Below are 16478 nucleotides of genomic sequence, written 5' to 3' on the forward strand. Positions count from 1 at the left end.
TTTGCCTTCAACTTGCAAGACTTTTCTTGCCCGTTAAGATTCTTTCATCCGTAATTTTCGTGCTTCTTGGGTTTTCGATATATAAAATGATATTTTTAGGTTTCCTATATTACGTGGACAGCAATTGGACACAATCTATTAAAAGGTTAAATAAATTTGCTAAAAATTGAGGAGGGTAGTTTTAGGTATGAAAAGGAAAAAATATCGATTCCACTACAATTAAAATTGGAATCGATATTTTAGTTTACACATTCTCGTTCAAAATAACTTATCTAATCAGCAACATTTTCTTCGTTATTTGGGAAGTTCTTTGGGTTACCTTGCCTTTTACATGTAATACATAAAAATATTGGCCTGAACCAATTTTGTTTCCAAGGTCATTTTGTCCATCCCAAGTAACTTTATAGAAACCTGCATCCATAATCTTGTTTTTTAAGGTTTTAACTTTCTGACCAAGAATGTTATAAATTACCAATTTCAAATCACTTTGCTCCGGTAAACCAATTTTAATAGTGGTTTCAGGATTAAATGGGTTTGGATAATTTTGTGACAATTGAAAAGTTTTAGGTAACGCTTCTTTTGCTATGGCGCTGGGAATAATTGTTTCAACAGTTAGCTGGCCTCCAAGATCATGCTGCAATAAACGATAAGCATATTCCTGACCTGGAACAACTGTTGAATCCTTGAAAATGTAATCTGTTTGATAGGAAACTGTTCCCTGCCCCTGCAAATCTTCCGAAAGCCGGAAAGAAGAAATCTCTGTAAACAATGAATCATTGGCCCGTTTTCTTTCCAGTGTAAAACCAAGGTTATTTATTTCACTGGCTGTGATCCAATTCAGTTCAATAAAACCATAATCTCCTTTTGCTTCAAATGATGTCAGCTCAACAGGAAGAGAAAAATCACCGGAAGCTGTCATTGTTCCACCTGCTAAAGGTACACTGCCGGAAGGTGTTATGGAATTAGCAGAAGTCGCCCCATCAATACTTATATCTGTTAAATTTACAAGCCTTGCCTGATACGTATCTCCGGTTACGAGAGAGCCGGAAAAATCATACATTATTATCCAGTTTTCCGAGCTGTCTACCGGGACAGTAATTCCTGAAAGGCTGAACGTCGCTGTTGTGCCGGAAAAGCTTGTTGATGTAAGAATATTATCTGTGCCACTGTCATATACACCATTATTATTCACATCACGGACAAGTTGTACACCATTAGTAACCACATCGGTCGCCGGGTTCCCACTTCCCTGGTGTGTAATTGTTAAACCGGTTACATCAATACCTTCGATTGAACTTGCAGTTAAACGGAACTGCATCATCTCATAATCCAAAATATCAACTGTGTCAAAGCTATTTGTAGATGGATTATTTTGCCCTTCAAAAAGCGCCATACTTCCGGATGTTGCAATTGTTTTATAATTTCCTACTACTGGTGCTCCACCAGGAGTAATGGATTGTGATGACGTTGCACCTGTTGCTGAAATATCTGTAGGATTATAAAAACCAACCCTGAATGTTTCACTTACAGAGGCACTTCCATCCAAATCATAAACTAAAAGCCAGTTTTCACTTTGCCCGGCATTGATTACTTCTCCGGTGGTTGTAAAAGTTAAAGTCCCATCATTGGCTGAGAAGGTCCTTTCAACGTCAATTTGAGTATCGCCACCATCCAGAATGCCATCATTATCAACATCAATATATAAAGAAACACCATTGTTCGTTCCGTTCAAGTCAGCCAAATCATCAGCTGTGCCATCGGCAGTAAAAGTAATGCTTGCAACATTTATATTTTCAACCGAACTGGCTGACAATGTCATTTGCAGCATTTCTAACTCCTGCGCAGAAGTAAGTTCCGATCCTGCAGAAGGATTGTTTGAACCAAGTGCCAGGTTTAAACTGCCCGTTGATGAGACAGTAAATAACCCGCCCTGCACCGGTGCACCGGTTGGATAAATAGGATTACCGGTTGTTTCGCCTGTTGCTGTAACATCCACACTACTACTAAGAGTGACACGGAAATTTTCATTTTGTGAGGCTGATCCGCTAAGGTTTGTAACGACAATCCAGTTTTGGGTTGTACTTGCCAAAATGGTTTCACTAAAACCATTAAATGTTACTGTGCCATTGTCATCTGTACAGGATTCAACTCCTCCGATTTGAGTTTCACTGCCATCAAGAATGCCATTATTATTATCATCTTTAAAAATGCAAAATCCATGAGCTGCAAAATCGAGCGTGTCATTAAATGTTCCGGATAAATCCATTGATACGGATGTAACTGTTATATCTTCATTGGGACCCGCAGTTACACTTATTTGCAAACTGGTTAAATCTGTTTCACTGTTGGTTATATTGCCATTTTGTGGATTGTTTGTACCGGCACTAATTGTCAATGTACCATTATCAGAAATCACCGCCGTTCCGCCATCTACCGGTGCGCCATCGGCCGTAATGGATTGACCGCTGGTAACACCGCTGGCAATTATTGCTCCATTACCGGAAAGATCTACCTGGAATGTTTCATTGGCTGTATTTGCACTGCTTAGCATATTGTAAACTACAATCCAGTTTTCCATAGATCCGCTGTTGATTGTTTCAGAAATACCGGAAAACTCAAGAGTATCATTATTTGTCAAGCTTGTAAGAGTTGTTCCAATTTGTGTGTCATTAAGTAAATTCAGAGAACCATCATCATCACCATCAATAAATAAACGCACAGAATCAATATCGGCGCTTTCATCTCCTGAACCGGATGTTACAAATTTTAATGATGTCAACGTGATATCTTCAACCGGGCTTGAATTAAGTTGAAGCTGGTTCATTACTTCATTTTGCGCACCTTTTGAAATATAACGGTAGGCAGGATTCTGTGCACCGGCGCTTATCGTCAAAGTACCTGGCGTAGACCCGTTTACAACAGTTTTACGACCACCGCTTATTGAGGCGCCACTAATATTTGCTGCACTGGAAGAATTTACACCTGTCGCAGAAATATCACTGTTTTGCACAACGGATATTTCCAGGTAATCATCTACATCTCCACCCTGAAAACTATGCAACACAAGCCAGTCAACTGAAGCGCCCGCTGCAATTGTTTCTCCACTTATTGATAAAGTTCTGTTTGACGGTGCGTTCCAGCTGCTTCCACTATAGTTTGCAGAAGTTATAAAGCGGTCAGTAGCCGAATCATAAATTCCATTATTATTTACATCTTCATAAATTTTTATGTCGGTATTTTCTATTTCATCAATCCTGAATCCACTGCTGGAGGTTGAAATTGTTAAACTGCTGATTGATATATCTTCCACATTATTTGCAGAAAGGGTCATTGCCATCATGGAAACATTATCAGCATTGCCATTAATATTTTCTGTGCCTGGATTTGCAGAAGCCAGAGTCATGGTAAGTGTCCCGATATCTGAAACGGTTTTTGCATTACCACTAACAGGTGTTCCTGACGGCGAAATGCTATTGGTCGAGGTAATACCTGTCGCAGTGATGGAAGTAGAATTATTTAATTCAGAGCGAAAGGTCTCGCCTGCTGTTGCGTTCCCATTCAGATAATAAATAATAAGCCAATTTTCAGAGTTGTCAGCATATAAAGTATCGCTGATACCTGAAAAAAGAAGTTGACCATTATCTGTAAACGAGTTCAGCGTCGATCCAATTTGTACATCAAACGCAGCATCATAAACAGCATTTGAATTTACATCATGAAACAATTTGACGGAATCAATATCTGTTGATTCATTTGCTGTTCCGGAACTGTTAAAAGTAACCGATGTAACACGAATATCTTCCGTCGCATTTGCGGTCAGTTTCATTTGCAGCATTGACAGGTTTTGCACATCTGCTGCTATTGTGTGCGCAACAGGATTATTATCTCCCTCTGACAGAGTTAGGTTTCCTGTAGATGAAATTGTCGCGAGCCCACTTTCAACCGGCGCCCCGGAGTTTGTAATGGCGAGCCCGCTGGTAATACCCGTATCCACAATTGATCCATTACTTGGTAATGATAGTTTGAACGTTTCACCGTCTGAAGTTTGGGCATTATTAAAATCATAAATTATTATCCAGTTTTCACTTGTCCCTGCAGAAACAACTTCACTTAGTCCAGAGAATTGTAATTGTCCATTATCCGTGAAAGATGTAATTGTTGATCCAATTTTAGAATCCATTAACAGGTTTATCTGCCCGTTTCCATCCACATCTTCAAAAATTCTTACTGAATCAAGATCGGTGCTTTCATTTCCACTTCCACTCATATCAAAAGAAATATCACTAATCTGGATTGACTCATTTGAACCCGCAGATAGTAACAATTGAAACATAACTTCATCATCAGCACCGGATGAAATATTTCGATATCCCGGATCATTTCCACCAAGACTTAAGGTTAAACTGCCCGCCGTGCTGCCGGAAACAACCGTCTTTACACCCGCATCAAGTGTCGCACCAGATACATTGGCCGCGCTTGCTGAAGTAACACCCGTGACAGACACATTGCTGTTATTTACGATCGACAGCTCGATGTTGTCATCTGTATCGCCGCCGGAAAAATTATTTACAAAAAGCCAGTTCTCAGTCGTGCCCGCATACAGGTAAACATCTGTAAAAGTGATTGTGGTATTACCCGGAAAATTCCAGCTGCTGCCCACATAACTCTGCGTGGTGATCAGCTCGTCCGTGCCCGATTCATAAACACCATTATTATTTACATCACGGTAAACACGCAGGTCAGGATTAACAACTTCATCGTTTCGTATGCCTGATCCACTGGTGGTAAAATAGAGACTGTTGATTTGAAGGTCTTCTGTGGACGATGCACTCATCTTTAGTTGAAGCATGGTTACATTGGATGCGCCGCCACTTATATTTTCATCACCGGGATTATTATCTCCCAAAGCGATGGTTAATGCGCCTGTTGCTGAAACGGTCATTGTGTTGCCATGCACTGCCGCACCCGAAGGCGTGATACTACTGGAGCTGGTAGCACCAACCGCTGTCACATCGTTGTTATTGGCCAGGTAGGCGCGAAATCCTTCACCCGCTGTGGCGTTGCCGTTAAGCGTGTAAACTACCAGCCAGTTTTCATCACCGGCCGCGGAAATCTGTTCGCTTAAACTTCCAAAAACGAGTGTGCCATCATTTGTAAAACTGCTAATCGTGGAACCGATTTGTGTATCGATACCATTATCATAGGTCGCATTATTATTTACATCTTTGTACAGCCCGGCAGATGTAATATCAGTGCTTTCATCGCCAGAGCCGGCCATGGTAAATGTGATGGCGCTGATATCGACCGCTTCCGTAGAGCTGGCAGAAAGGTTAAGCTGAGTCATTACAAGATTGGTTTCTGCCGAACCAATATTTTTTGAAGCAGGATTGTCTGCACCAGCGCTTAATGTCAAACTGCCCACATTGGAGATTGTGCCTACGCCGCTTGTTATCGGTGCACCGCTGTTGGTGATGGCTTCACCACTGGTTTGGCCGGTATCGACAACCGCACCATTGGCGGAAATCCCAACTTGATAGGTTTCACCAAGCGTTGTCTGTGCGCCATTAAAATCATAAAGTACAAGCCAGTTTTCAAAATTATTGGCGTCGATCACTTCACTCAGACCTGAAAAGACGAGGCTGCCGTCATCTGTAAAACTGGTTAAAGTAGCTCCGATCTGTCTATCATAATCCAGAAGATTGATCTTGCCATCATCGTTGACATCTTCATACAAACGAACCGAATCAAGGTCTGTGCTCTCATTACCGGTTCCGCTCATATCAAAGGTTACTTTGCTGATCTCAACATTTTCTGAACCGGCAGTAAACTGAACATCGAACATGATTTCATCGCTGGCGCCATCGGCCACATTGTGGTAACCGGGATCGCTTTGGCCAACGGCCATGGTTAAGCTGCCCGCCGTGCTGCCGGAAACAACCGTCTTTACACCCGCATCAAGTGTCGCACCAGATACATTGGCCGCGCTTGCTGAAGTAACACCCATGACAGACACATTGCTGTTATTTACGATCGACAGCTCGATGTTGTCATCTGTATCGCCGCCGGAAAAATTATTTACAAAAAGCCAGTTCTCAGTCGTGCCCGCATACAGGTAAACATCTGTAAAAGTGATTGTGGTATTACCCGGAAAATTCCAGCTGCTGCCCACATAACTCTGCGTGGTGATCAGCTCGTCCGTGCCCGATTCATAAACACCATTGTTATTTACATCGCGGTAAACACGCATATCAGGATTAACAACTTCATCGATTCGTATGCCTGAGCCGCTCGTCGTAAAATAGAGGCTGTTGATTTGCAGGTCTTCTGTGGACGATGCACTCATCTTTAGTTGCAGCATGGTTACATTGGATGCCCCGCCGGAAATATTTTCATCACCAGGATTATTATCACCCAAAGCAATGGTGAGATCCCCAACATTTGACACCGTCATTTCATTTCCGTGGACAGGCGCACCAACTGGTATAACAGTGTTTAGGCTAACATTTCCCGAAGCGGAGAGATCTGTATTATCCGCAACATACAAACGGAACGTTTCAGTGCTGGAAGCCAAACCATTTAAATAATAAACCACAATCCAGTTTTCAGAACTGCTTGAAGTGATTTGTTCGCTTAAGGATGAAAAAGTAATAAGCCCGTTATCAGTAAAGCTGGTAATCGTTGAGCCAATCTGAGAGTCACTACCACTTTCATATGTTCCATTGTCATTATCATCTAAAAACAGTTTTACTGAATCAATATCGGTGCTCTCATTTGCACTGCCTGTGGATGTAAAAGAAATTGCAGAGACATCGATCGCTTCGGTTTCGCTGGATGCCAGATTTAATTGAAGCATAACCAATTCAGATTCGGCAGCTGAAATATTATGCGCATCAGGGTTACTCGATCCCTGGGTCAAGCTACCTGTTTGGCTTATTGTTCCAATTCCTCCCAGAATGGGCGCCCCGGTTGTAGTTGCCGCTTCATTACTTGTCAGCCCGCTGTCTATTACAGACGCATTTCCTTCTAATGTAATTTGAAATGTTTCACCATTGCTGGTTTGAGCGCCGTCAAAATCATACAAAACAAGCCAGTTTTCGGTATCACCATCTGTGATTGTTTCAGATATTCCTGTAAAAATCAAATCGCCATCATCTGTAAAACTGCTAATTGTGCTACCGATCTGTCGATCATAATCAAGCTGATTTACTTTTCCATCATTATTTGTATCCTCAAAAATTCGCACCGAATCGAGATCACTGCTTTCATTACCTGAGCCTGAGGTGCTAAAACGAATTTCACTAATTTGTATGTCTTCTGAGCTTGCGGATAGTTGTAAATCAAGCATAACTTCATTGCTTGCACCCGATGTGATATTTTGGTAACCGGGATCATTTCCACCGGATGATAGAATTAATGTGCCTGCTGTTGCTGTACTAACAACTGTTTTTTTGCTGCCGCTTAAACTTGCTCCGGTAACATTTACAGTGCCTGAAGATGTGAGGCCTGTTGTACTGACATCGCTATTATTCACAATTGTAAGTTGCAAGTTGTCATTTACATCACCGCCTGAAAAATTGTTTATTACAAGCCAATTCTGAGAACTCCCTGCATAAATTACTTCGTTTGTAAAAGTGACGGTTGTATTTCCAGGAAAATTCCAACTGCTGCCAGAGTAACTTTGTGTAGTTATAACCTGATCTGTTCCAGAATCATAAATTCCATTATTATTAACATCGCGGTAAATCCTTATATCTGGATTTACAACTTCATCAACTCTAAAACCCGATCCGCTTGTTGTAAAATAAATACTATTTATTTGAATGTCTTCAGCGGCACTAGCCTCAAGTTTAAGTTGCATCATTGTTACGTTGCTTGAGCCGCCATTGATGTTTTCATCGGCAGGATTGTTGGCACCCAGGCTTAACGAAAGCGCTCCAATCGTTGAAACTGTCATGTAATTTCCATAAGCAGGCACGCCGGATGCAGAGATAGAGCTACTGCTTGTTGCACCTGTTGCTGAAATATCACTGGTCTGGTTCAGATAAATCTGGAAGGTTTCGTTTGCTGATGCTGAGCCATTTAAATAATATACTAAAAGCCAATTTTCTGATCCGCTGGCAGATATTTGTTCAGATAAACTTGAAAAAACAACAGTACCGTTATTAGTAAAACTGCTAGCAGTATTGCCTATTTGTGAATCGATTTGATCATTAAAGACTCCATTATCATCAACATCTAAAAACAGTTTTACAGAATCAATATCTGTGCTTTCATCTGCCGTTCCCGATGTTGTAAAAGTTATCGATGAAATATCGACAGCTTCTGTTTGACCTGCCGATAAATTAATCTGAAAAAATTCCAATCCACTTCCAGATGATTGAATATTCTTACCTGCAGGATTGTCCACACCCTCTGTAACAAATAACGTTCCGGTTGATGATATTGTAGCTAATCCGCCTGCAACTGAGGCCCCGGATATTGTAGAAGATAATGCGCTGCTCACGCCTGTTGCTGTGATATCAGAGTTATTTGTTAATGTTACGTCAAATGCTTCTCCGGCCGAAGTTTCCGATCCATCATAATCATAAACAACAATCCAATTTGCATATTCCCCGGCAGTTATTGTTTCAGCCAGGCCGCTAAAAACTAACGATCCATCATTAGAAAAACTTGTTATAGCCGTTCCCAGCTCAATATCCATTTGTTTATTAATGTTGCCGTCATTATCAATATCATCATAAAGACGGACAATACTTAAATCCAGGCTTTCGTCACCGCTTCCGCTCATATCTAAACTAACTTGAGAAACATCAATATTCTCAAGGGTGCTGGCAGATAAGGTAAGCTGCATCATAACTTCATCATCGGCACCATCATTAATATTTCTGTCAATGGGATTAAGGCTGCTGGTGGCAACAAATAAATTTCCCGCTGAAGCCGTAGTAGTTACAGTTTTTCTATTTCCAGAAACAGGGGCTCCACTAATTGTAGCTGAAGATGCACTGGTTTGCCCTTCGGCAACTATATCACCGTTTGCCGCAACCTGAATCTCAAGGTAATCGTTATTATCGCCACCACTAAAAGTATTTAAAATGATCCAGTTTTGAGATGTACCAGCAAATATAACTTTGTCGGGAATGGAAATTGTGACTGTACCCGGCGCATTCCAACTACTACCACTATAATTGGCAGTTGTAATTAATTCATCTATTTCAGTTTCCAGAATACCATTATCATTTTTATCATGATAAATATGAATATCAGGGCCAATAACTTCGTCATTACGAAAACCTGATGAAGTTGGTGTAAGTTTTAAGCTGGTTACAACAATGTTTTCAACAGCATCAGCACTTAATTGCATTTGAAGCATCTGAATATCTGACCCACTTCCACTTTCATTTGATGCCGCATGATTGTTAGTGCCCTCGGTTACAGTTAAAGTTTGCGTAAATGCCAGCGTTGATGCAATCAACATTATTATTAACGCCTTATTCATAACTCTCTCCTGAAAAAATCCATTGTAAATGGTGAGTAAAAAAAAAGGCACGACCAAATTTCTCACATCCATATGGGAAATTCGATAATGCCTACGACTTACAGGTCATTACCTGCACGAAAAGACGCCCGGCAAAATCCGGGTCCTTTAATATTTTAAAATACCTTTTTGGTAAAAAAAAAGGCACAACCTGGTTGCCTATAATTTTAAGCAATCTGATTGTGCCTTCAACTTACAAGACTATTCTTGTCCGTTAAGATTTGATTAGCTAATGACGTTTTCCGAATTCCTTTTTGTTATCAGGTTAGTATGTTTAATCACTTTTTATATGATCAAAAATTGGAAATAAACTTTGATTATACAAAAATGAATAATATCGTTAAAAAAATAGCAGGGATTGGTAAAAGTGAAACGAAGAGTCTTAAACTTACATTTGTATTATAGTGATAATAAATTTTTTGCATTTTTTTTCCTCATTTATACTATTAAAAAATAGGGGGACAAAGTTTTGACAAGGATGTTTTATTTAGTTTTGTGTCCCCCAAAGCATTTAACATTCTCCTTATTCTTTATTGAACACATTCATTAGTTTGAAAAAAAAAGGCATATAATTCACACCAGGTAAATTATATGCCTTCTACTTATAAGCCTTTTTCTTACACGTAAAGACAGGTCTATTTTTATTAAAATAACATCATCCTGCTTAATAGCAGTCAGTGTCTAATTTATTTGAAATGGATGCTGCTCAACTATCATTTCTCCATCTGTTAATGAAGAAATCAGTTCCAAAGCACTTAGCTCTTTCTTGCTATTAAAAGATATTTTTTTGTATTCACCTTTTTGCATATTTACAAGACCTTTACCTTTTTCTGATATTACTGTTATATTTCCGGTAAATGCGTCTTTCTCACAACTTTTTAAAATATGCAATGGACTCTTTTCTTCCAGAGAATAGGTATTTATTAAATTTTGATTATTATAATTCTTAAGAATATTTTTTAATTTTCCAATAAAATACTTATTACCATAATTGGTATAAATAAAGTCATTTATCCCAGTTGCGCATGCACTGGAAATCGTATCATATTCTTTACTATCTATCAACATAACAAAGTATTTGTTTTCAAGAATTTCTTTATTCTGGATGTAAAACTCTATCGCTGTCCCATCCAATAATGTGCTGGTTGAAATTACCGTGTTAATAGAATTATCTGCCAAGATTTGTTTTGCTATTTTTAATGACTCTGCTTTTATTGCTAACCGGCCGCTTGAAACAAAAAAGTCCATCAAAGTATTCAACCTTTTTTCATTCTGGTCAATTAACAGTGTAACAGGATTATAGTTTTCCTTCTTCGTTCTGTTGATAATATGTTCAATATGGTTTTTGATTTGATAAAGATCTATCGGTTTGATCAGACAGTCATCCGCACCAAGTTCCAACCCTTTTTGCAATTCGGTTTCATCCAGACTCCCTGTTAGGAAAACAAATAATATGTTCGCTAAATCAATATTTTGTTTCAGTTCTGATAAAATTTGTAATCCACTTGTTGATCCCAAATTAAGGTCACACAAAATAATGTCTGGTGAAAATTCCCTGATACTGGTAATAACATCTTTTTCAAAAAAGAATCCTTTGCTTTCAAACTTATGATGTTCAAAGAACTCAACTAATAATCTTACAACAGATTTATCATCATCTATTATAAATATTTTTGTCACCAAATTTCTCCAAACTAAATTTTGAATTTTTTAAATAAAAAAAGGCACAACCACATTACTCTACTAAGTAACTTGATTGTGCCTTCAACTTGTAAGACTTTGCCCTTACACGGCAAGGCGAAACTTTATTATTTTCAGTTCACATTGTCGTTGTAATTATTAATATCTTTTGCTTTTTTTTAGTAAGTGGACAAAAAACTCACTTGCTCATTACACTAAACCTGAAGGGATTCTAATTTTTTTCTTAACTCGCCCAATTCTTTGGATTTAAAACTTCTTTTTGTTTTTTCAAGAACACTGATAGTTTCCTGAACCGCTTTTTTTAACACGTCTTTAGAGTTTTCTTTAAAAAGATGAAATTGATTATCATTTGTGTTGATTAATTTTTCTTTGTCCTGACTAATATTAAATAACTTCTCAATATCTGACAAAGAACCCGTAATGTTCTTAAATGATAAATCCAAAAATGAATCCGTAGAAAATTCAGCACTTCTTTTATTCTGGCTATTCATAGAATCATCTATTTGTGAAGATACGGTGTGAATTTCTGCTAACCTGGATTTGGCATCTGTAATTGTATTTTGAATCTGCCTAATTCCGATTGCTTTTTTTACATGGGTAAGAAGTGAATCAAAATCAATTGGCTTTAACAAATAGGCGCATACCGGAAGATGAACAGATTGGAGCGCAGTATCTAGAGATGGATAACCTGTAACCAATATAACTTGTAAGTTATCCTCCCGCTTTTCAATACTTTTTACAAGCTTCAAATCTGCGTTATTCGGCATTTTAATATCGGAAATTAATAAGTCATATTTATTTTTTTCCAATAGTTTCGAAGCTGCATTGGCATCAGTTGCACAATCACATAAATATCCATTTTTACGTAGCAGCTCTGCCGTTGCAAATAGAAAAGTCTCTTCATCATCGGCAATTAAAATTCGTCCTTGTTCATTCATTTTTGTATGTAGCTTCCTTTTTTTAGAACTAATTTAATTGAATGCGAATATCAGGTTTTAAAACTTAAGAGGATATTACATTGCTAAAATGTAATGTGATGAGATTATTCAAATTAACGCGATTTCAATGTGATGCACATCACAAAATCGACTCATAAGAGTCATCATTTTCAACCTCTATATAACTTGGAAATTTAATATTAAAACAGGTACCAGGGCCTTTTTTAGGTTTAATACTTAAATCCCCTTTTAAGGCGTCTGTTATGCCTTTTGAAATTGATAAACCCAGTCCCATCCCTCGTGATTTCTGGCCATTCTTTTTTGAATAAAAAGGTTCAAATATTCTCTTACAATCCTTCTCAGATATTCCAGGACCTTGGTCTGAAATACGAATGTAAAAAAATTTCTTCTTACAAAGGATCTCAATATCAATTGAAGATTGAAGCGGGGAAACTTCTAATGCATTTTTTAAAACATTAAATACAACCTGCCTTAAAGAGCCTTCTGGTAAAAAAACTTTAAATTCAGGATCAGAGTTATTTATGTTTATTTTAATTTCTTTTTCTCGTCTTGTTGGTTCCAACAGAGAAACAATATCATTAATCGATTCTGATAATGAAAAATTATAAGCAGCCTTTTGATCAGGGCGATACAAATCAAACATCTGGCGGACAATATTAGCAATTCGGTCTATCTCCTTTTCAATACGCCCGGCATATGAAAAATATGGATGATCTTCAGAAATGGCGTCTTTTACCAGTAAAAATGAGTTTTTAATTCCCGCAAGAGGATTGTTGATTTCATGTGCGATTTGTGCTGCCATTCTGCCTGTTGCAGCCGTTTTCTCAATTTCTGTTCTTTGTTTTTCTAACTCTGAGATCCGTTTTGTTCTTTCATCAACGATGTTTTCAAGGTTTTGTGTATACTTATGGAGTTCCTGTTCCATTTTTTTTCGTTCTTTAATATCCCTGGCTATGTGTAAAACGGCTTCATAGTCGTCAAGCTCAATTTTATGCGATTTCACTTCCATTGGAATGTTTGTACCACTTTTTGTAATTGCCGCAACTTCAAAACGAATACTGTTACCTTTATGTATCTCATCTAGCAACTCAACTTTTTTCCGGTTTGAATTTGTAACACAATCATACCTGATAACCTCTTTTAACTGAAGTTTATAAAGTTCCTCTCTGGAATATTTTAAATTCCTGCATGCTGTATCATTAACCGAATATATCTTTTTAAAATTAATATCTGATACACAAATCAAATCATCACTTGCATTAAATAACATATGGTACTTATCAGCGCTTTTTGATAATGCTTCCTGCATATTTTTGCGCTTTAATATTTCTTGCTTTACAAGCTTTTTTGATGAATTGGTAACCTTAACTAATTCGTCTTTTAGTTTTTTAATTTCATCAGTCAACTGCTTTTTATTCATTTTAGAAATTGTCACACTAAATCCCTTTTTGGTGAACTAAATTTAATTACTATAAACGGGTGTTTCGTCTTTGCTGCTATCTTTGGAAAAGAATTTAATAACAGATTCGAATACAACCCATATTACAATGAAAATAACAACTATATTTATTATTTGTAACAAAACCGATTTAGATGTGAAACTTACCTGATTCATAATACTTGCCCACAGAGTCATAATGCTCATAAAAAGAGCCGGTAAACCACCAATCAGCCATATCCAACCACCTTTTTTACGCAGATAAACTGTTACAACAACCAATGCAAGTGCGCCAAGTGTTTGATTAACTGCCCCAAACAATGGCCACAATGCCAAAGCTCCTTTTCCATCTGCACCGGAGGCAAATGCTAACATTGCTGCCGAGACAACAACAAATCCAGTTGCAACAAATCGATTGCGTAAAATATCTACTTTTAAATCTGTGCCCAGTTCAGCAACGACATAGCGCTGAATTCGGGTTGCGGTATCAAGTGTTGTTCCGGCAAAGGAAGCAACAAACAGGCCCATCAAAACAACTGCAATACCTTTTGAAAGTCCGGTCATGGCAATCATATTTGCAGCCCCATCAACAAAAGCTGCAATTTTTGATCCTAAACCTGCTGCAGCTGTCCATGAAGCATAGTGTGCATTCCAGGCTGAGACACCAAGTAAAGTTTCACCGGAAGAATTAACATAGCCCATACCAATTCCAGCGGTAACCGCAATTATAACCAATGTTGCCAATCCGCCTTCCACAAGCATTGAACCATAACCCACAAATAGAGCATCCTTTTCGTTTCGTAACTGTTTTGCCGTTGTGCCTGAACAAACAAGACAGTGAAATCCTGATATTGCTCCGCAAGCTATTGTGATAAACAAAAATGGCCACATTGGCGGTGCTGCTTCAGGATTTAATTGTACCGCAGGCGCAACAATTTCCAGGTTGCCCCAAATTAAAGAAGCTGTAATTCCTAAAACAAGCAATATCATTGTAGTTAAAAGTTGATAAGCGTTTATAAAATCTCTTGGTTGAAGTAAAGTGGTAACTGGCAAAACAGATGCAAAGTATGCATAAATCAATAAAATAATTGTCCAAATACCTGTTGCAGGAATCCCAAACAATTCCGGCATTTGAAACGGGAAAAGATATCCTATCCAAACAAAAAGATATAAAGCGATCAATGCTCCAATCGACCACAATGTTATATTTTTACCGCGTTTGTATATTAAATGCCCAAGGCCAATGGCAATTGGTATTTGCAGCCAAACCGGCCAAACTGATGAAGGATACATATTAAAAATGACGGCAATTACCAATCCGAAAATTGCGATAACGATCCAAAGTGCAAGAAACACAAGAATAAAAAAGAAAACACGGGTACGGGAATTTATATATTTTGCAGTCACTTCAGAAATTGATTTGCCCTGATTACGCAAGGAAATAACAAGTGAGCCAAAATCATGAACTGCACCCATTACAGCGGAGCCAAGAAAAACCCAGAGTAAGGCCGGAACCCAACCCCAGATAACTGCTATTGCCGGTCCAACGATTGGGCCGGTGCCAGCGATAGATGTAAAATGATGTCCGAAAATAATTTCTTTTTTTGTGGGAACGAAATCTATTCCATCTTCAAATTGAACAGCCGGTGTTATTGTTTTTTCATTTAGTTCAAAAATTTTCTGCCCCAGAAATCGCCCATAAAAACGATACATGAGCTTATAACCAAAAAATACGGTGATCACAAGGAATAATATTTCCATAAAAAACCTTATTGGGAATTGTAACTGAGCGGAGCGAAATATTAACGATTCCAAAGTAAAAGCGCAAGTCACTGGAAATATGCAACCTTTTTTACAGTTGATTTAGAGCACGTTAAAAAAAGCTCCTCTATTATATTTTGTCTTTTCCAAATTGAAAAAGGAGCCCCAATGAACTACCTACGTTCTGTAGTACTTTTGTTTGTTGTATTATCAATTTCAAGTTTTGCACAAAACTATGCTCCGGCAATGGATTATAGTGCCATGTTAAATGTCCGGTTTTATGAGAATAGCGGTGGTTTTATGTTAGAAACTATCCCAATGTTTTTTCCTCCACAAGGCATGAATAAGGTTGAGTTTGAAATTGCAACCAGCAATGGACAAAGCAAACTAAAGACCGGAATTTATGTAAATAAATGGCAGCAATTTCCCATTGTTGATGGTGTAAGACCACAAGGAACCGGAATAATCCATCTAAAACAAACGGGAGATTTTGTCTTGCGAGTTAAAGTTTCCGGAAAAGAGATTACCCGGATTCCATTTAAAATGTCTGTACAAAGCAGTGGCGATCCATTTAATCCGCAATCAACTTATACAAAAGAAGGGCCATGGAATAAACTGGGATATTTTTCTGTAAACCCTAACCGGCCAGATGATGCAATTAGTTTTAACTGGTGGACACGAATTGGAGAAATGCCGGGTGCAAAAGGTGGTAAAATGACTGTGCACATATTAAAATCCGGCAAAGAGATTGCCGAAAGTAAAGCCTTCTATATCAGTAAAAAAAGCTGGCAATCATGCAGCAAACCGCTAAGACAAAGCGGGACGAGTTATAGAAACTTTTTTACTTTGGCCAACCTTACCCAAACAGATGGATCATATGAGATTATTCTGAAGGCTGGCGATAAAGTTGTGAGAAAATATACAGCAAATGTTGCAGGAGGAAAGCTTCAACAACATCCACGCAGTGCGATGGACTATTCGCCTCATGCGGATTATATCACGCCGAAAATAATCGACAGGTCATCCGGAACGGCATCTAATTATCAAATGTTTGATGCATATTGGGTGGATGCAAAATAACATT

The 16478-nt window shown here is 38.3% G+C and carries 6 protein-coding genes; 1 reads left to right on the forward strand and 5 read right to left on the reverse strand.

All coding sequences use genetic code 11. From position 1 onward, the window contains the following. Positions 1-268: 268 nt before the first annotated feature. The 5 genes from HND50_04780 to HND50_04800 all read right to left on the reverse strand — a co-directional run bounded on the left by HND50_04780 (position 269) and on the right by HND50_04800 (position 15394). On the reverse strand, positions 269-9496 hold the full coding sequence (locus tag HND50_04780) for a T9SS type A sorting domain-containing protein (GenBank protein ID NOG44520.1): 9228 nt from the start codon (positions 9494-9496) through the stop codon (positions 269-271). A 720-nt stretch (positions 9497-10216) separates the two neighbouring features. Next, positions 10217-11215, reverse strand: coding sequence for a response regulator (locus HND50_04785; GenBank protein ID NOG44521.1), 999 nt, complete (start codon positions 11213-11215; stop codon positions 10217-10219). 215 nt (positions 11216-11430) lie between these two features. After that, positions 11431-12174: a response regulator gene (locus tag HND50_04790; GenBank protein NOG44522.1), complete on the reverse strand. Its 744-nt coding sequence runs from the start codon at positions 12172-12174 to the stop codon at positions 11431-11433. 139 nt (positions 12175-12313) lie between these two features. Next, positions 12314-13630, reverse strand: a complete 1317-nt coding sequence (locus tag HND50_04795; GenBank protein ID NOG44523.1) for a PAS domain-containing sensor histidine kinase — start codon at positions 13628-13630, stop codon at positions 12314-12316. A gap of 27 nt (positions 13631-13657) precedes the next feature. Next, positions 13658-15394: a carbon starvation protein A gene (locus tag HND50_04800; GenBank protein NOG44524.1), complete on the reverse strand. Its 1737-nt coding sequence runs from the start codon at positions 15392-15394 to the stop codon at positions 13658-13660. Between the two features lie 168 nt (positions 15395-15562). Between HND50_04800 and HND50_04805 the strand changes: the two genes are divergently transcribed. Beyond that, positions 15563-16474: a hypothetical protein gene (locus HND50_04805; GenBank protein NOG44525.1), complete on the forward strand. Its 912-nt coding sequence runs from the start codon at positions 15563-15565 to the stop codon at positions 16472-16474. The last annotated feature ends 4 nt before the right edge of the window (positions 16475-16478 follow it).

Source organism: Calditrichota bacterium, assembly GCA_013112635.1.
Taxonomy (GTDB): Bacteria; Calditrichota; Calditrichia; order Calditrichales; family J004; genus JABFGF01.

Bases quoted from the DNA above. Each gene is read 5' to 3' on its own strand.
- HND50_04780 (NOG44520.1), bottom strand. From the start codon at position 9,496: ATGAATAAGGCGTTAATAATAATGTTGATTGCATCAACGCTGGCATTT.
- HND50_04790 (NOG44522.1), bottom strand. From the start codon at position 12,174: ATGAATGAACAAGGACGAATTTTAATTGCCGATGATGAAGAGACTTTT.
- HND50_04800 (NOG44524.1), bottom strand. From the start codon at position 15,394: ATGGAAATATTATTCCTTGTGATCACCGTATTTTTTGGTTATAAGCTC.
- HND50_04805 (NOG44525.1), top strand. From the start codon at position 15,563: ATGAACTACCTACGTTCTGTAGTACTTTTGTTTGTTGTATTATCAATT.